General features: G+C 58.4%; 18 protein-coding genes. 4 read left to right on the forward strand and 14 right to left on the reverse strand.

The features are described 5' to 3' along the window. Positions 1-111 precede the first annotated feature (111 nt). Both B9Z48_RS07280 and B9Z48_RS07285 read right to left on the reverse strand, forming a co-directional pair. A complete protein-coding gene (locus B9Z48_RS07280) occupies positions 112-1668 on the reverse strand; it encodes a TolC family protein (protein ID WP_158273231.1) in 1557 nt (518 codons plus the stop codon). Between the two features lie 112 nt (positions 1669-1780). Beyond that, positions 1781-2659, reverse strand: a complete 879-nt coding sequence (locus tag B9Z48_RS07285) for a SapC family protein (RefSeq protein WP_199233474.1) — start codon at positions 2657-2659, stop codon at positions 1781-1783. A 539-nt stretch (positions 2660-3198) separates the two neighbouring features. Here B9Z48_RS07285 and B9Z48_RS07290 point away from each other — a divergent pair. Both B9Z48_RS07290 and B9Z48_RS07295 read left to right on the forward strand, forming a co-directional pair. After that, complete coding sequence (locus B9Z48_RS07290) at positions 3199-3795, forward strand: chromate transporter (RefSeq protein ID WP_108377668.1); 597 nt, start codon at positions 3199-3201, stop codon at positions 3793-3795. Then, positions 3792-4394 (forward strand): chromate transporter, encoded by a 603-nt coding sequence (locus tag B9Z48_RS07295; protein WP_089960598.1) that lies wholly within the window; start codon positions 3792-3794, stop codon positions 4392-4394. Before B9Z48_RS07290 ends, B9Z48_RS07295 begins: the two co-directional genes overlap by 4 nt. 6 nt (positions 4395-4400) lie before the next feature. Here the strand turns inward: B9Z48_RS07295 and B9Z48_RS07300 are convergent, their stop codons facing one another. The 3 genes from B9Z48_RS07300 to B9Z48_RS07310 form a co-directional block, all read right to left on the reverse strand. Further along, positions 4401-4751: a hypothetical protein gene (locus tag B9Z48_RS07300; protein WP_089960601.1), complete on the reverse strand. Its 351-nt coding sequence runs from the start codon at positions 4749-4751 to the stop codon at positions 4401-4403. A gap of 156 nt (positions 4752-4907) precedes the next feature. Further along, positions 4908-5642: a 23S rRNA (guanosine(2251)-2'-O)-methyltransferase RlmB gene (rlmB, locus tag B9Z48_RS07305; protein ID WP_089960603.1), complete on the reverse strand. Its 735-nt coding sequence runs from the start codon at positions 5640-5642 to the stop codon at positions 4908-4910. Positions 5643-5870: 228 nt separating this feature from the next. Next, positions 5871-6557 carry an ABC transporter ATP-binding protein gene (locus tag B9Z48_RS07310; protein ID WP_089960605.1) on the reverse strand — a complete coding sequence of 229 codons (687 nt, stop codon included), beginning with the start codon at positions 6555-6557 and terminating at the stop codon, positions 5871-5873. On the opposite strand from B9Z48_RS07310, the gene B9Z48_RS07315 reads away from it, so the two are divergent. Beyond that, positions 6556-7206, forward strand: coding sequence for an arylesterase (locus tag B9Z48_RS07315; protein ID WP_108377669.1), 651 nt, complete (start codon positions 6556-6558; stop codon positions 7204-7206). The genes B9Z48_RS07310 and B9Z48_RS07315 overlap by 2 nt on opposite strands. Then, complete coding sequence (mnmH, locus tag B9Z48_RS07320; protein ID WP_089960614.1) at positions 7203-8279, forward strand: tRNA 2-selenouridine(34) synthase MnmH; 1077 nt, start codon at positions 7203-7205, stop codon at positions 8277-8279. The genes B9Z48_RS07315 and mnmH overlap by 4 nt, the downstream gene beginning before the upstream one ends. Positions 8280-8438: 159 nt before the next feature. On the opposite strand, the gene B9Z48_RS07325 is transcribed toward mnmH, so the two are convergent. The 9 genes from B9Z48_RS07325 to hflK form a co-directional block, all read right to left on the reverse strand. Further along, the gene (locus B9Z48_RS07325) at positions 8439-8636 is read right to left on the reverse strand and encodes a hypothetical protein (RefSeq protein WP_089960617.1); all 198 of its coding nucleotides are present in this window, start codon (positions 8634-8636) and stop codon (positions 8439-8441) included. A gap of 10 nt (positions 8637-8646) precedes the next feature. Further along, complete coding sequence (locus tag B9Z48_RS07330) at positions 8647-9462, reverse strand: DUF2189 domain-containing protein (protein WP_108377793.1); 816 nt, start codon at positions 9460-9462, stop codon at positions 8647-8649. Positions 9463-9642: 180 nt separating this feature from the next. Beyond that, positions 9643-10899, reverse strand: coding sequence for a PLP-dependent transferase (locus tag B9Z48_RS07335; protein ID WP_108377670.1), 1257 nt, complete (start codon positions 10897-10899; stop codon positions 9643-9645). A 72-nt stretch (positions 10900-10971) separates the two neighbouring features. Then, positions 10972-11496, reverse strand: coding sequence for a phosphoribosyltransferase (locus B9Z48_RS07340; protein WP_089960622.1), 525 nt, complete (start codon positions 11494-11496; stop codon positions 10972-10974). A 56-nt stretch (positions 11497-11552) separates the two neighbouring features. Beyond that, complete coding sequence (locus tag B9Z48_RS07345) at positions 11553-12881, reverse strand: adenylosuccinate synthase (protein WP_108363069.1); 1329 nt, start codon at positions 12879-12881, stop codon at positions 11553-11555. A gap of 17 nt (positions 12882-12898) precedes the next feature. After that, on the reverse strand, positions 12899-14059 hold the full coding sequence (locus B9Z48_RS07350; RefSeq protein ID WP_108377671.1) for an ATP phosphoribosyltransferase regulatory subunit: 1161 nt from the start codon (positions 14057-14059) through the stop codon (positions 12899-12901). 66 nt (positions 14060-14125) lie between these two features. Further along, positions 14126-14311 (reverse strand): DUF2065 domain-containing protein, encoded by a 186-nt coding sequence (locus tag B9Z48_RS07355; protein WP_089960632.1) that lies wholly within the window; start codon positions 14309-14311, stop codon positions 14126-14128. Positions 14312-14314: 3 nt separating this feature from the next. Beyond that, positions 14315-15214 carry a protease modulator HflC gene (gene hflC, locus B9Z48_RS07360; protein WP_089960635.1) on the reverse strand — a complete coding sequence of 300 codons (900 nt, stop codon included), beginning with the start codon at positions 15212-15214 and terminating at the stop codon, positions 14315-14317. Positions 15215-15225: 11 nt separating this feature from the next. Beyond that, positions 15226-16614 carry an FtsH protease activity modulator HflK gene (hflK, locus tag B9Z48_RS07365; RefSeq protein WP_108377672.1) on the reverse strand — a complete coding sequence of 463 codons (1389 nt, stop codon included), beginning with the start codon at positions 16612-16614 and terminating at the stop codon, positions 15226-15228. Positions 16615-16643 lie beyond the last annotated feature (29 nt).

Consider the following 16643-nt stretch of genomic DNA (forward strand, 5'->3'; position numbering starts at 1 on the left):
GGCCACTTGCAGAAAAAAGCCAGGTCCAAGGACCGCTGCAAGTGGACAACATCTGCTTTGTTTTGCTCGTTTTTCTGTCAAAAATCTCTCCCTGAGTTTTGTCTGACCATCTCAGCGGAATCGATCGAGCAAAGTGCCTTGGGCAGATTGCAACATGACTTGGGCACGCGCATGCGCCAGTTGTTGCTCCCGCACGTTGAGCATCGAGTTGATCACCCGCTCTTCACGCAACAGGACTTCTCGGGTGTCACTGCGACCACCTGAAAATTTGCGCCGCTCAGCTTCTAATTGTTTTTTCTCACGCTCATGAACGTCTTTCCACAATTGCCAGTTTTCGGCAGACGACTGGAGCATGGCGAGACTGGTATCAATGTCATTCGCAATCTGTACCTGCAAGGCTTCAAGAGCCAGCATCGCGTCTTCGCGCCGCACCACCGCCGCTTCAACGTCTGCTTTAGCCTGACGATTGGGACCCAAGGGGAATGACAACTGAAGCCCCACGGACCAAGTCGGGTAGTCCACCGCGTTGGAGGCGGTCAACGCCTTGCGGTAGGAGTACTCCAAGGCCCCCACGCCATAGCCTGTCACCAAGTCCACCCGAGGGAGCATCTGGTTTTTCGAATAGGAAACTTGCACACCCTCGCGCTCGACCTGAACTTTGCGCATCAAGAAGTCATCACGACGCTCAAGCGCCGTGCGAAGACTGTCCTCTTGTGAAATTTGAGTCAGCCCAACTTCAGGCAAAGCGTCTGTTGTTCTCAGGCTTCGAGGATCATTGGCCGATACCGTCATGAGCATGGTGCGCAGCCGATTGGTTTTTTCTCGCTCTTGCTGCAGAGCTTCGCCCAATCCCGCCTGGTAACGACCGAGTGCGTTCTCAACCTCCCATACGTCGGTATCTGGCAGACGTCCACCACGCTTCATGGCCTGAGCTTCCTGAAGCAAACGTTGAGCGTTGCGAATTCGTTCTTGCGCAGCCTGCACCCGGTACTGAGCGAAGGTCAATTCGTGGTAATAAATGGTCGCTTCAGCCACAACACTGGTTTCGGTGTCACGTGCGGTGAGCTCAGCAGCAGATGCATCCAGCTTGGCCACATTCAGACGTGCACTGGTCACCTCCTTGCCCGCATCCCGGGCCAAGGGCTGTGTCAAGGTAAAGCCAAACTGGCTGCGGTTATCCAGCAAACCTGGCGGACGGGGTGTGGTTTGGTTATTGATGTTGGAAATAAATCGCGAAAGCGAAGTTTTCACCTCCAGCTTGCCACCCGAGGGCAGCAGTTGAGAGATACCCGCGCTGTAGTCATTGGCGGTGCGTTCATAAACCCCCTGCCCCTGCCTGACCAGGTCTTCTTCGAAGGTGTTTTTGGTCGAACTCATGCCACGCGTGGTGTTGATGCTGGCCGTGCGCTGAAATGCACCAGCAGCGCGCTCAACACCGGTGGCCGTGATCTTGCTTTCAGCTTGCTTGGATCGGATCGCCTTGTTGTGAACACGCACCTGTTCCACCAACTCTTTGAGGCTCAGTGCCTGCTGCTGTGCCGCCGCGGTGGGCTCACGGCCAGCCGAGGCGACCGCTTGCGCCCAAGAATCGGCATGCAGCCCCAAACCGATCGAGAGCATCAGTGCAGTAGGGGCGATAAGACGAAAAGATTTATCAGAGTTTTTCATGCGAGTCCTGAACATCAGATTGCACACACCGGCGCCTTGTTTGGGCAAGAATCAAAGTCCCAGCCATCAGGAGCATGGAGGTTTTGCATCGCTTCATGCCCCTGAGAATGGATCACTGAAGCTGTTCGGAAGAAGGCGCTTGCGCTGCGCTCAGGTCTTGAGATGGCACAGCGGGCTTTTTCAAAGCAGCGAGGCGTTCGATTTGCGAAAGAGAAATCAGGTGGGCATAAATCGCGGGCAAATAACCTTTCTGACGCACTTCCTGGAATTTCTGGTCCGAAAAATTGTTCAATCGCTCTTCGTTGATGACATAGCAACCTGTGATGTTTCGGACTTGGTCAGCGGCGTTGACTCGCATGTTCAAGGGGGTCAACAGGTTGTTTTGCACCAAAAATTTGCTGAACTCGTGGGTCATTTGATCCATCTGTTGCAACTCTCCGAGATACCGCTTGACGTTCTCGATCACCTGGGTGGGGTTTCCTTGCTCATCGAACATGGGTGCGCCCTCGGTATCGCTCAGCAAGTCACTGCCTTCGTCAACACAGACGATGTAGCGGTCAGCCTCAGGCGCTTTGGTCAGCGCAAAAGGATAACGGCGGATGATGGCGGGGATGTAGGAAGCAGACCACTGGCCCTGCGCGTCAATGAACAGGTTTTCACCAGCGTCCAGGCCCATCAGGACCACTGGCCGAAATTGATCGTTGGCCTGATCTTCCAAAAACATCACCGGATAGATCGACGCAGCACGTGCGAACTCATGAAGGGTGATGTAGGCGATGTGAAATTTGGAGGCAAAACCGAAGTCATTGCTCATCCGCACTTTTTTGCCAGCGTGGCGTTCTTTATTGACGGGTACGACTTGCTCAAACATGAAGCAGATCCTTTTTGATAAAAATTGATGTTTATGAATTCGGACGGAAGTGAGCTTCGATCCGACTCCCTGGTTGCCAACCTTGCGCTCAACTACGGCTTGACCTTTCTCAATTGCCACAGACTTGCTGCAGCACAGTCTGTAAAAATCAAAAACGATAAAACCTCCTCTTTCACCACAAAGAAGAAAAGTTATCGTAATCCATGAAATTAGATTTATCGCACGCAAAAAAACGACAAAAACAGACAAAAAACGACATTATTCACAAAAAATTTTTTGATAATTCTTTAAGATTATTTTTTACTTACAAATCTGCTTATTTTTTGAATTCTTTGTCTTGGAGTTTTGCCCGTTCTTGGCTTGCCCCCACCACTGGGCACAAGCTCAGATGCTGCAGGCCCCTAAACAACTGAGAACACTTCATGCTCAGACCGCATTTATGGTCGATCCGAATGGAACTCGGTCAGCAGGAAAACCAGGGAGGTCAACAAAACAATCTGCTTCAGAGAACACCCAGGCATTCAGCCCGATCGGGTAGGCTGATCTGCTCCAAAGAAGTTTTCAGTCTTTATGAAACTGCCTTGGCCAATTCAAGTTGGCAGAGGCCGTGGCTCAGGGATGACACCCTGGCATAAGCCCCTGCGGGGATAATCTGCTGCATGTCTGAAATCCTGCCACTGAATCAACCACGCTCGAAAACCGATCTTTTTGTGTCTTTCACGGTGCTGGCCCTGCAAGGCTTTGGCGGCGTGCTGGCCGTGGTGCAGCGCGAAATGGTTGAAAAAAAACGCTGGATGACCCGTGAGCAATTTGTCGAAGACTGGGCCGTCGCGCAAATCATGCCCGGCCCCAATGTGATCAACTTGGCCCTGATGATTGGTGGGCGTTATTTTGGGCTGGCCGGCGCCCTGGCTGGCGTTGCGGGCATGTTGGCCGCGCCGATGGTGGTGGTGCTCTTGCTGGCCGTGGCGTTTGGAGGCGTGTCTGACGCAGCCTGGGCCCAAGGGGCCTTGCGCGGCATGGGGGCCGTCTCTGCCGGGCTGATTGCCGCGGTGGGACTCAAACTGATGTCGGCCCTGCGCAACAACCCGATGGGCATGCCCATGTGCATCGGCTTGGCCTGCGCCAGTTTCACGGGCGTGGGTTTGCTGCGTTGGCCCTTGGCTTATGTGTTGTTGGGCACCGGTCTGGTGGCCTGCAGTTGGGCCTATTGGCAACTGGCCCAAAAAGCGGCAAATGCCGGAGGGCATCCATGAACCCGGTGCTGGAGCTGAGCACCAGTGACTGGCTCAGCCTGTTCAACCACTTTGCGTCGCTGTCCCTGCTGGCCGTCGGGGGGGCGATCACCGTGGCGCCGGACATGCACCGCTTTTTGGTGGAAGAAAAACTTTGGCTCAGTGAATCGCAGTTCACCTCCTCCATCGCGTTGGCCCAAGCTGCACCGGGCCCCAATATCCTGTTTGTGGCTTTGATGGGCTTCAACGTGGGCATGAACGCCGGAGCCAGTCTGGGTGGCGGCTGGATGAGTGTGGGGCTGGCCAGCTTGGGACTGGTGCTCACTTTGATGGGCATCATGCTGCCCTCTTCAGTGCTGACCTATACCGCCACACGGTGGGCGCACCAACACCGAGACAAGCTGGGCATTCGCGCCTTCAAGTCGGGCATGGCACCGATTGTGATTGCCCTGCTGCTTTCAACGTCGTGGCTGCTGACGCTCGCTCACAACCAGCCCGCGCTGGACTGGCCCTTGTATGTGCTGACGGCCCTGACCGCGCTGGTGGTCTGGCGCACCCAGGTGCACATGCTCTGGCTCATTGGGCTGGGTGCCCTGCTGGGCGGCTTGGGCTGGGTCTGAGGCGAGTCAGCGCGGGCTCTCGAAGAACACCGTGTTCGAGTAATCGCTGACCTCAAAATAGACTTTTTTCTCGCCTGGATCGACCTCAAAATTGAAGTTCTCATCGAGCACGCCGTAACCATAGCGGTAAGCGCGTGGGGCTTTGTCATCGGTGCCCAACGCAGTGCTGACTTTGTCCACCTTGATGAAGCGGCGCACCAGCTTGTCGCCGGCATACACCTCCATCACACCGTTGGTGCCGGTCCAGTTCTGGATGCTGCGGCTGATTTTGTTTTGTTGCTCTTGCGTGCAAGCGGCCAGCAGGCTGACGCCAATGACTGTGGTGATCAGGGCTGTGTGTTTGATTTTTTGCAACATGGAAAATTCCTTGTGTGAAATGGCTCTAAGGGTCATGTCGGGGCTGAAGCCGCCGACCTACGGATACGTGGCTACCGAAGGAGCTTTCAGGTCAGACATGGCTGGCTTCGGCCTAGGCCCTGTGTCGGGGCTGAAGCCGCCGACCTACGGATGCCGTCAACTGCGCTGGCGCAAAGCTTCATACAGACACACGCCGCTGGCAACCGAGACGTTCAAGCTCTCCACGGCTCCGCGCATGGGGATGCTGACCAGCTCGTCGCAGTTTTTGCGGGTCAACTGGCGCATGCCGTCGCCTTCAGCGCCCAACACCAAGGCGGTGGGCACTTTGAGGTCGGCTTGGTAGATGCTGCGTGGCGCGTCACCGCTGGTGCCAATCACCCAGATGCTGCGTTCCTTGAGCTCGCCCAAGGTCCGCGCCAGGTTGGTCACCATGAAATAAGGCATGGTTTCGGCCGCACCGCTGGCCACTTTGGCCACCGTGGCGTTGATGCCGGCCGCGTGGTCTTTGGGGGCAATCACGGCGTGTGCGCCCGCACCATCGGCCACGCGCAGGCAAGCGCCCAGGTTGTGCGGATCGGTCACGCCGTCCAGCACCAAGAGCAAAGGCGGGCCTTGCACAGTATCAAGAAGGTCATCCAGCGAATGGTTTTGTGGCAAGGGTGCCACCACGGCCACCACGCCCTGGTGGCCATGGCCACCGGCCAGCTTGGCCAGACGTTCGTTGTCCGACTCGATCATGCGCATGCCCGAGTCACGGGCCTTGTCGATGAACTGCCGCATGCGGGCATCGCGGCGGGTGACCTCGTAATGGATTTCAACAACGGATTGGGGGGCGATCTTGAGGCGAACGCCCACGGCATGAAAGCCGAACAGCACTTTGTGGGATGACATGCCGGGATTATCGTTGGTCACAGCCTGCAAATTGGACCCATTACCCAAACGAACCCAAGTATCAGGCCTATTGATCCGAAACACAGATGTTGGAAATGTGTGCGCGATGACATCTCGTAGGTCGGCGGCTTCAGCCCCGACATTGCTGCCTTCGGCTCAGGCTGCATGTCGGGGTTGAAGCCTCCGATCTAAGACCTCTTTGAGCATTCAAAACCTCAAAGGGCCGAATCAATAGCCCGCTGCAGTTTCTGTCAAGCGCCCGGCCTGAATCACCAGGCTGCGCTCGCACTTGGCGGCCAACTGCCGGTCGTGCGTGACCAAGACCAAGGTGGTGCCCTGCTCGCGGTTGAGCGCAAACATCAAGTCCATGATGGCCTCGCCCGTGGCGTGGTCCAGGCTGCCTGTGGGCTCGTCGGCCAAGAGCAGATCGGGTTGCACCACAAATGCGCGGGCCAGGGCCACGCGCTGCTGCTCACCACCCGACAAGACTTTGGGCAAATGTTTGAGGCGCTCGCCCAGGCCCACGCGCTGCAGCATGGCCGTGGCGGTATTGCGGGCATCCGGCCGATCGGCCAGCTCAAGAGGCAGCATCACGTTTTCAAGCGCGGTGAGGTTGGGCATGAGCTGAAAGCTCTGGAACACAAAACCCACATGCTGGGCCCGCACGGCGGCGCGTTGGTCTTCGGACAAATCGAACAGCGACTGCCCCGCCAGCACCACCTGCCCGGTGCTGGGTGTGTCCAGGCCTGCAAGAATGGCCAGCAAGGTGCTTTTGCCCGAGCCAGAAGCACCGACAATGGCGGCTGTTTCCCCTGCGTTCAATGAGAAATCGATATCGCGCAAAATGTCCAGCTGCCCACTGGCATCTTGCACACTTTTGGAAACGCCACGCACGGCAATGATGGATTCAGGCATGCACAAACCTTTGTTGAGACGACGTCACTTTAACTGGACCCTGCTGGCCCTTGTCGGCTGGGGCTTTGCCGCGTCGGTCCACGCCACTTCAGCCCAGCGCATTTTGGTGCTGGGCGACTCACTGAGCGCCGAATACGGCCTGGCCCGGGGCACGGGCTGGGTGGCCTTGTTGCAAAAACAATTGGCGCAAGAAAAGCCTGGCGTGGAAGTCATCAACGCCAGCATCAGCGGCGACACCACCTCGGGCGGGCGCTCGCGGCTGCCCGCCTTGATCAAACGCCACCAGCCCAGCCATGTGGTCATCGAGCTGGGCGGCAACGACGCGCTGCGCGGCCTGCCCATGGCCATGACACAAGGCAATTTGCTGGCCATGACGCAACAAGCCCAAGCGGCCGGATCCAAGGTGCTGCTGCTGGGCATGCAAATGCCGCCCAACTACGGCCCCGACATGGCCCGCCAGTTTGAAGCGGCTTATGCCCAAGTGGCCAAAAGCCAAAAGGCGGCGCTGGTGCCCTTCTTTTTGAAAGGCGTGGGCGACGACCCCGAGCCGCTCAAATGGTTCCAGGCCGACCGCATCCACCCCAATGAAGCCGCGCAGCCGCGCATGCTGGCCAACGTCTGGCCCACTTTGAAGAAACAACTGAAATGAGTGTTCACCTGATCTCGGCCGAACAAGCCATGGCCCAACTGAACCAGTTTGATGCCATCCTCGACGCCCGCTCGGAAGGCGAACACGCCGAAGACCATTTGCCCGGTGCCCTGAGCTGGCCGTCTCTCAACAACGAAGAGCGAATCCGGGTCGGCACGCTGTACAAACAGGTCAACCCCTTCGAGGCGCAAAAAGTCGGCGCTGCGCTTGTCGCTAAAAACATCGCCAGCCACATCGAAACCCATGTGATGGACAAGCCCAAGAACTGGCAGCCGCTGGTGTATTGCTGGCGCGGGGGCAAGCGCAGCAACTCGCTGGCGCTGATTCTGGGGCAAATTGGTTTCAAGGTGCACCTGATCGAGGGTGGCTACAAGGCTTTTCGCAAAGCGGTGATGGAAGACACACCCAGACAGGCGCAACGCCTACAGTTCAAAGTGCTGTGCGGGCCCACAGGTTCGGGCAAAACGCGTTTGCTGCAAGCCTTGGCGCAAGAAGGCGCGCAGGTGCTGGACCTGGAGGCCATTGCCTGCCACCGCAGCTCGGTGTTGGGTTTGATTCCCGGCACGCCGCAGCCCACACAAAAGGCGTTTGACACTCAGGTCTGGGACGCATTGCGCGGTTTCAGCGCCGATCGCCCGGTGTTTGTGGAAGCCGAAAGCAAGAAGGTGGGCAACTTGGCAGTGCCTGCCGAGTTGATGGTGGCCATGCGGGCCAGCCCATGCCTGCGGGTGGACCTGTCGCTGGAAAACCGGGTGAATTTGCTGTTGGAAGACTATGCGTTTTTCACACAAGACCGCGCCCTGTTTGCCGACCGTCTGGAGCGCTTGACGGCCCTGCGCGGCAAGGCCGTGGTGCAAGGCTGGCAAGAACGCATCGAGCGGGGCGAAATGCGCGAGGTGGTGACCGAGTTGCTTTCAGGCCATTACGACCCGGGCTACGAGACCTCCACGGGCCACAACTTTGGGCATTACGCCCAAGCACCCCTGATCACCCCAGCGAGCCACAGCATGGCGGACATGCTGGTATTGGCGAAAGAGTTGGTGCAAACCTCATCAGGGCAGGACTTTTTGTAGGAGCCCCGCCCTCGGGGCGATAGATTTGTAGGTACCCGCCCTAAGGGGAATAGATTTGTAGGAGCCCCGCCCTCGGGGCGATAGACACACAAATGGTCCGCGAGGGTTTTTCGCGACGAGGGCGTCGCTCCTACAGAGCAAATGGCTTCAGCGAATGTGTCAGGTGGCAGGCGTGGGTGACTCGGTCGCACCCGGCGCTGCTGTACCGACATCACCCTCATCCCCCTCGATTTCAGAGCCGTCTTCCGCCAACAGGCCCGACTTGCGGTCGGACTTGGCTTTGAGCTTGTCTTCTTTTTTGCGTTTCTTGGCCAGTTCTTTCTGGCGTTTTTCGAATCCGTAGTTGGGTGTGGCCAAGATGGCTCCTTTAATTTGAGCTGCCCAATGTAACAGCTTCTTCAGGGTTTTCTTCCCACTCGACACTGCCCCGGTAGGCATGCCAGCTGGCATGACCCAGCCACGGCCCCACCACGATGATGCCCAGCGCCCAAGGCCACAAGGCCGCCAGCACCAACACGCTCAGCAGCAGGCCCCACAGCAGCATCACGCCCGGGTGCGAAAAAACCACCCGCATGCTGGTGATCACCGCCGAAATGGCGTCGGTGTCGCGGTCCAAAATCATGGGGATGGACACCACCGACAGGCCATAGACCAAGGCAGCAAACACGCCACCGACTGCCAGATAGACCATCAAGAACTCGATGTTTTGCGGGTTGAACACCGCCTCAATCACCCCCGTGGTGGAGGGCATGCCGGTGTTGAAGAACACAGCAAACACCACGAGCGACGCCCTGCCCCACAGCAGCTCCAGCACCATCAGCACCAACACCAGCATGGCCATGCTGCGGATGTGTTGGTCCCAGCACATGAGTGACGTGGCCATCTCGGGCCGCTCGCCGCGCTCGCGCTTGCGGCTGACCTCATACAAGCCCATGGCCATGAACGGCCCCACCAGCAAGCAGCCTGAGACCAGCGACAAGGTGTACTCGGGCTTGTGCTTGAACACCAAGGCCAGCACCTGCGCCATGCCCCAAAAGCACAGGCCATAAAACAGCGCAATGCCCGGGTGATGGCGCATGTCCTGCAGGCCCCGTGCCAGCCAGCGAAAAGGATCGGCAAAGCCCAGGGGCCGCATGAGCGAACGCGGCCCCACGGGCGGTGGGGGCACATAGGGCGTGGCCATGGTGGGCAGGTCTGAATCTTGGGCGGCTTCAAGCGTCTTGGTGTCGGCGTTCATGGTGAAAGACAATCTGAAAATACACAGGTTTTCAGATTACCCCCACCGGTACGTTTTGACCAGTCAGGAAACCCCCAAGGGCGCGTGTTCTGGGCCACTAAAGTGCCCACTCTGTCACTTGCGTGATCAGGCCATGGGCAGATGAGCCTGCACGGCTTGATGCAGGTCAAGAATCAGGTCCTGCGCAGACTCCAGGCCGGTTGAAAAACGCACCAACGTGCCCGGCTTCAAATGGCCGGGCCAGGCCTGGCGCATCGAAGAGATGTCGTAAGGCACCACCAAGCTGACGGGGCCACCCCAGCTGTAGCCGATCTTGAAGAGTTTCAGGCCATCGCAAAACGCGTCCACCTGGGCTTGGCTGAAACGCGCGTCGATCATGACGCTGAACAAGCCCGCTGCCTGGCCCGTGCCGGGCTCGCGATCACACAGGGCCTGCCAATGGGCGTGACCGGGTGCGCCTGCAAAGGCCGGGTGCATCAGTTGAGCGCATTGCGGGTGGACTTGCCACCAAGCGGCCAGAGCGCGGGCGGTCTGGTCATGCGCGGCATAACGCAGCGCGATGCTGGGCAAGGAGCGCAGCACGGTTTCGGCATCGTTGGCCGCCACGCCCAAGCCCAAGCGCATGTGGCAGAGCTTGATTTGCAGGTGCAAGGCCGCGTCGCGGGTGATGACGCTGCCCATCAGCACGTCACCACCGCCGCTGGGGTATTTGGTGAGCGCATGGGCGCTGATGTCTACCGCCAAGCTGCCCTCCCCGCCCGCGCCATCGCCCAGCAAATCAAAGGCGTTGAACGCCAGGCCCGCGCCCCATGTGTTGTCCAGGGCGCACAAAACGCCACGCTCGCGGCAGCGGCGCACCATCTCGGGCAAATCGGGGAACTCCATGCTCACCGAGCCAGGTGCTTCGAGCCACACCAGGCGCGTGCGCTCGTTGATCTGGCGAGACAGATCCTGCGGGTCCATCGGGTCGTAAAAACGGTGGGTGATGCCAAAGTGCCGCAACTCGCCGTCGGCCAGCGCCTTGTTGGGGCCGTAGGCGTTGTCCGGAATCAGGACTTCGTCACCGGTCTTTAAAACCGCCAAAGCCACCAAGGCGAGCGCCGCCAAGCCACTGGGCACCAACACGCATTGCAAGCCGCCCTCCAGGCTGCACAAACGCTCTTCGAGCAAATAAGTGGTGGGCGTGCCGTGCAAGCCGTAGGTGTAGGCCGATTTGTCTTTCCACTCGCGCTGGCGCATGTCGGCCACGGTGGGAAAGTACACCGTCGAGGCCTTGAACACGCCCGGCTGGGGCGCATCAAAACCTGCAGGGGGGGTGTAGGGGTGATGGATCAGCCCGGTGCTGATGTGCGCGAATGAGGAGGTGTTGGCATCGTTTGTCATCCGCTCATCCTAATGCAAACAGCCTCCCGAAGGAGGCTGTTTGCACGGAAGTTAGGGTAAGTCAGAAGCGACTCAAACGCTCCACTTTTCGATCAATTTTTCGGGACGCATGTTGTCATACGGCTCGAAGGGCTGGTGAATCCAGGGGTTGGTGGGCAACTCTTCCACCGAGTAATCGGGCTTGAAGGTCGACACGCCTTTGGTCCAGATGACGGCCGAGCGCAATTCGGTCACGGGCTTGTAGTTGTTTTTCAACTGGTCCACGACGGCACGCAGGGTGTGACCGGTGTCAGCCAGATCATCGACCAACAAAACGCGGCCAGCGATTTCGCCCTTGGGGGTGGTGATGTAGCGGGCAATGTCCAGGTGGCCTTGCACGGTGCCGGCTTCTGCGCGGTACGAGCTGGTGGACATGATGGCCAAAGGCTTGTCGAAGATGCGCGACAGAATGTCGCCAGGGCGCATGCCGCCACGGGCCAAACACAGGATGTTGTCGAATTCCCAGCCGGACTGGTGAATTTTGATCGCGAGTTTTTCGATCAGGTTGTGGTACTCGTCGTAGCTCACGTACAGGTGCTTGCCGTCTTCGGTCAACATGGGGTCACTCCAAAAAATCAGGGGTTGAGGTCGAGGTGTTGTGCAGAGCCAAACGCTCAGGCCGCAAAGGGGTTGTGCAGCAAGATGGTGTGGTCACGGTCGGGGCTGGTGGACACCACGTGCACGGGCACGCCGGTCACTTGGGCAATTCGGTCCAGGTAATAACGGGCCGTGGCGGGCAGTTTGTCCATCTCGGTCACGCCCACGGTGGTCTCGGTCCAACCGGGAATCACTTCATAAATCGGCTTGCAGCGGGCAATTTCGTCTGCGCCCATGGGCAAGATGTCGATGGTTTCGCCGTCGAGCTCATAGCCGGTGCACAACCACAACTCTTTCAAGCCGTCGAGCACATCGAGCTTGGTGATGCACAAACCGCTCAGGCCGTTGACCTGCGCACTGCGCTTGAGCAAGGCGGCGTCAAACCAGCCACAACGGCGTGAACGGCCGGTGGTCACGCCTTTTTCAGCGCCCACGGTGGACATGTGGTAACCGGGTGTGCCGGGGGTTTCCCAGTCGAGTTCGGTGGGGAATGGGCCGCCACCCACACGCGTGCAATAAGCTTTGGTGATGCCCAAGATGTAATGCAGCATGCCCGGGCCCACGCCTGCACCGGCAGCGGCATTGCCCGCCACGCAGTTGCTGGACGTGACAAAGGGGTATGTTCCATGGTCCACGTCAAGCAAAGTGCCTTGTGCGCCTTCGAACAGCAAATTGGCACCTGCAGCATGGGCGTCGTTCAACTCGCGCGACACGTCGGCCACCATAGGCAGCAGGTCTTTGGCATACGCCATGGCTTCGTTGTAGGTGGTGTCAAAGTCCACAGGCGCAGCGCCCAGAATGTTGACCAGGATTTCGTTGTGCAAGGCCAAGTTCTCGCGCAGCTTGGTGGCGAAACGCTCGGGGTATTTGAGGTCTTGCACACGCAGGGCGCGACGCGCCACTTTGTCTTCGTAAGCAGGGCCGATGCCACGGCCGGTGGTGCCGATTTTGGCGGTACCTGCTTTTTCCTTGGCAGCTTCGCGGCCCACATCCAAAGCCACGTGGTAGGGCAAGATCAGCGGGCAAGCTTCGCTCACGCGCAAGCGCGAACGCACCTCGACACCGGCCTTTTCGAGACCGGCAATTTCTTCGAGCAGCTTGGGCACCGACAAGACCACGCCGTTGCCGATGTAACACTTGACGCCAGCGCGCATGATGCCGCTGGGGATCAGGTGCAAAGCGGTTTTCACGCCGTTGATCACCAAGGTGTGACCCGCGTTGTGTCCCCCCTGAAAACGCACCACGCCTTGGGCACTTTCGGTCAACCAGTCGACCAGTTTGCCTTTGCCCTCGTCGCCCCATTGGGTGCCGACAACGACCACATTACGGCCTTGCAACTTGTTCATGCTTGAAATGTTCTTTCTCAAAGAGCCTGTACCAACCACTGCCCTGCCGCTTCGATCAACTCGCGGTCGCAATGGAATTCGTCGATTTCACTTTCGTGCCCGGGCAAGACACACACCACGGTTTCGCCCCGGCTGCGCAATGAGGCAATCGCCTCGCGCAAGCTGGCGGTTTGACCCCACGGCGCACGGATGGCCGCACGCAAAGCCAAGGGCTTGACGGCCGACACCAATTCTTTCAGGTCAAGGCTGAAGCCCACAGCGGGCCGGTCGCGGTCGATGCGGTGACCAAACACAGCGCCCACACCGTCGTAACGGCCACCCCGCGCCAAAGCGTCAGATGCACCTTGGGCATAAATAGCAAAGCGCATGCCGCTGTAATAAGCGTAGCCACGCGAATCACCCAAATCAAAACTGATGGCCGCACCCGGAATTTGATCCGCCAAGGCCCGCAGTTGGCTCAAGGCTTGTGTGATGGCTGGCGTTGCAGGCAAACATTGCGCCGCTTGGTCGAGCACACTGGCATCCCCGTACAAATTGACCAAAGCCATCAAACCGTCGCGGTTGGCCTGTGCAAAGCCAGCAGTCAAACGGGCAATGCCGCTGGCGTCCTTGATGGCCAGCGCGGCATGGATGTTGTGGCGCAGCTCGTCAGAAATGGGTTCGGCCTGCAGCAAACTGTTGACGATGCGAGCATCAGCCAGGTCCACCTGCAAATTGCCCACACGAGCGGCGCGAAGGCTGTCGAGGGCCAATTGCAAAATTTCCAGATCGGCTTCAGGCCCGGCGTGGCCGTAAATTTCAGCCCCCAATTGCAGGGGTTCGCGGGTGGCGTGCGGGCGTGCTGGGCGGGTGTGCAGAACAGGGCCGCAGTAGCACAGACGGGTCAGGCCAGCACGGCCGAGCAAATGGGCATCAATGCGGGCCACTTGGGGGGTGGTGTCTGCCCGCAAACCCAGGGTGCGACCTGACAACTGATCCACCAACTTGAAAGTTTGCAAATCGAGCGCTTCGCCCGTGCCGGTGAGCAGGGATTCCAAATACTCCAGCAGCGGCGGCATGACCAACTCGTAGCCATAGCCACGGGCAGTGTCCAGCAATTCGCGGCGGAGTTCTTCGATGTGGCGAGCCTCAGAGGGCAAGACATCGGCAATGTGATCCGGGAGGACCCAAGCAGACATGGGGATGAGGGGGGACTGTTAAAAACGAGATTTTACCGGGTTGCAAGCCCATTTCCTGAAATCAGATCAGGAAACAAGCCAGAACAAGAGCAAGCCAGCAATCACCATGACCATGCCGAAAAACCGAATTTGCCCATCTTCGAGCTTGAGCAGTTGCTCAAACAAGCTGCGCCAACGAAGAGGAGACACCATGGGCATCAACCCCTCCAAGATGAGCATCAGGCCCAATGCCATCAGGAGGGTATCGAGCAAGACTTACTTTCGAGCAGCTGCGTTGCCTGCTGCGCCACGCATGCCTTTGAAGAATTCGGAACTGCTCGGATCGAGCACCATCACGTCACTCTTGCTGTTGAAGCTGGATTTATAGGCTTCAAGGCTGCGGTAAAACTGCGCAAATTGGGGGTCACGGCCAAAGGAGTCCGCATACAAACGAGCCGCTTGGGCATCGCCCTGGCCTTTGATTTTTTGCGCTTCGCGGTAAGCGTTGGCAATCGTCACTTCACGCTGACGATCAGCGTCGGCACGGATTTTTTCACCCTCGGCACCACCGGTTGAACGCAACTCGTTGGCCACCCGCTTGCGCTCGGCCTCCATGCGTCGATACACCGACTCGGTGATGGTGTCCACGTAGTCAGCCCGGGTGATGCGCACATCGACCACGTCCACACCCCAAGGCTTGGCACCTTTGACAACCAGCAGCACTGCGGCCTTGACATCGTCCATCAACTCTTCACGTTTGAGTGACAGCAACTCCTTGACGGTGCGCTTGTTGATTTCTTCCTGGAAGGCGTTGCGCACCACTCGGTTGAGCTGGTTGGTGCCGGACTTTTCGTCCAAGCCCACGTTGCGAATGTAAGCCTGTGGATCGGCAATGCGCCAGCGCACATACCAGTCGATCACAACACGCTGCTTTTCAGCCGTGAGCATGGGCTCGTTGTCAGGACTGTCCAGCGTGAGCAGGCGTTTGTCGATGTAGTTGACGTTTTGAAGCGGGGGCGGCAGCTTGAAGTGCAAGCCGGGCTCAGTGATCACTTCCTTGATCTGACCCAAGGCATAGACCACGCCAAACTGGCGCTGATCCACCACAAACACGGTAGAGCTGAACAGCACGAAGGCCACCAGCAAAGTCGAAATCCACAATCCAATGCGATTCATTTTGTTTTTCCTTATCGTGGATCGCGGTCACGCGAACGCTGCAGGTCACGCGAACGCGTGTCCACAGCTCCATTGTTGCCACCGCTGGCTGTGGCAGGTACAGCCGCTGCACTGTCCACTGCGGGAGGCGCGACACTGCTGACTTGTTGCATGATTTTGTCGAGTGGCAAATACAAGAGGTTGGAGCCTTGCTTGCTGTCCACCAACACTTTGGTCACATTGCTGTAAATTTGCTGCATGGTGTCGGTGTACATGCGGTCGCGCATGACTTGTGGCGACTTTTGGTACTCCGGCAAGATCGTTCTGAAACGCTCGGCGTCACCTTCGGCTTGCGCCACGATCCGCTCACGGTAAGCATCGGCTTCTTCCTTCAGACGAGACGCTGCACCCACGGCACGCGGCACCACATCATTGGCATAAGCTTGGGCTTCGTTCTTGGCGCGTTCACGCTCCTGACCGGCTTTGAGCACATCGTCAAACGCAGCTTGAACCTGCTCGGGTGGACGCACACCACCTTGCTGCAAATTGATGCCCACCACCTCAATACCCACTTTGTAGCGGTCCAGGATGGTTTGCATTTTTTCACGGACACGCGGGGCGATCTGGTCGCGTTCTTCGGCCAAGGCCGAATCCATCTTCATCTTGCCCACCACCTCACGCACGGCCGTCTCGGCGGACTGCACCACCGCTTCGGTCGGGTTGCGGCTTTCGAACAAATAGGCGCGGGCATCGTTCAAACGGTATTGCACCGCAAACTTGATCTCCACAATGTTCTCGTCTTCGGTCAACATCGCCGATTCACGCAGGCCTGTGGCTTTGATGATGTTGTCGCGGCCAATGTCCACCGAGCGGATTTGGGTCACAAACACCAGCTCATGGCGCTGCACGGGATAAGGCATGCGCCAATTGAAACCCGCACCGACGGTGGAGTGGTACTTGCCGAATTGCGTGATCACCGCTTGCTGACCCTCTTGCACGATGAAGAATCCCGTGGCAAGCCAGACCAACACAGCAGCGGCCAAGATCACGCCCAAGCCGAGGTTTTTGAGAAACACGGGAATTCCAGGACCGCCTGAGCCTCCCGAACCGCCAGAGCCTTGGGGTTTTTGAGGGCCCCCTTTGCCTCCGAACAATTGACCTAACTTGCGGTTGAAATCACGCCAGAGTTCGTCAAGATCCGGTGGACCGCTTTGCTGTTGCTGCGGACCACGACTGGGTGGTTGCTGCCAAGCGTCTGGTTTGGAGCTGCTGGAAGGCGGCAGATCGCCTGTGGGCTTTTGCCCTGAATCGGTCGTCGATTTATCGTCATCCCGACCCCATCGTGGGTCATTCAGATTGAACATGCCTCTGATTTTTGCGGGAAGCAAAGACCATCGCAGGGCTGGCAGGTGGAAATTCATGGTGAAGAGTCTTTGTCTGAGTGACGAGT

The sequence above is a fragment of the Limnohabitans sp. WS1 genome (assembly GCF_003063265.1).
In the GTDB taxonomy this organism is placed as follows: Bacteria; Pseudomonadota; Gammaproteobacteria; order Burkholderiales; family Burkholderiaceae_C; genus Limnohabitans_A.

Bases quoted from the DNA above. Each gene is read 5' to 3' on its own strand.
- B9Z48_RS07295 (WP_089960598.1), top strand. From the start codon at position 3,792: ATGAACCCGGTGCTGGAGCTGAGCACCAGTGACTGGCTCAGCCTGTTC.
- B9Z48_RS07290 (WP_108377668.1), top strand. From the start codon at position 3,199: ATGTCTGAAATCCTGCCACTGAATCAACCACGCTCGAAAACCGATCTT.
- B9Z48_RS07300 (WP_089960601.1), bottom strand. From the start codon at position 4,751: ATGTTGCAAAAAATCAAACACACAGCCCTGATCACCACAGTCATTGGC.
- B9Z48_RS07315 (WP_108377669.1), top strand. From the start codon at position 6,556: ATGCACAAACCTTTGTTGAGACGACGTCACTTTAACTGGACCCTGCTG.
- B9Z48_RS07345 (WP_108363069.1), bottom strand. From the start codon at position 12,881: ATGAACAAGTTGCAAGGCCGTAATGTGGTCGTTGTCGGCACCCAATGG.
- rlmB (WP_089960603.1), bottom strand. From the start codon at position 5,642: ATGTCATCCCACAAAGTGCTGTTCGGCTTTCATGCCGTGGGCGTTCGC.
- hflK (WP_108377672.1), bottom strand. From the start codon at position 16,614: ATGAATTTCCACCTGCCAGCCCTGCGATGGTCTTTGCTTCCCGCAAAA.
- B9Z48_RS07310 (WP_089960605.1), bottom strand. From the start codon at position 6,557: ATGCCTGAATCCATCATTGCCGTGCGTGGCGTTTCCAAAAGTGTGCAA.
- B9Z48_RS07280 (WP_158273231.1), bottom strand. From the start codon at position 1,668: ATGAAAAACTCTGATAAATCTTTTCGTCTTATCGCCCCTACTGCACTG.
- B9Z48_RS07335 (WP_108377670.1), bottom strand. From the start codon at position 10,899: ATGACAAACGATGCCAACACCTCCTCATTCGCGCACATCAGCACCGGG.
- hflC (WP_089960635.1), bottom strand. From the start codon at position 15,214: ATGAATCGCATTGGATTGTGGATTTCGACTTTGCTGGTGGCCTTCGTG.
- B9Z48_RS07350 (WP_108377671.1), bottom strand. From the start codon at position 14,059: ATGTCTGCTTGGGTCCTCCCGGATCACATTGCCGATGTCTTGCCCTCT.
- B9Z48_RS07330 (WP_108377793.1), bottom strand. From the start codon at position 9,462: ATGGCCACGCCCTATGTGCCCCCACCGCCCGTGGGGCCGCGTTCGCTC.
- B9Z48_RS07340 (WP_089960622.1), bottom strand. From the start codon at position 11,496: ATGTTGACCGAAGACGGCAAGCACCTGTACGTGAGCTACGACGAGTAC.
- mnmH (WP_089960614.1), top strand. From the start codon at position 7,203: ATGAGTGTTCACCTGATCTCGGCCGAACAAGCCATGGCCCAACTGAAC.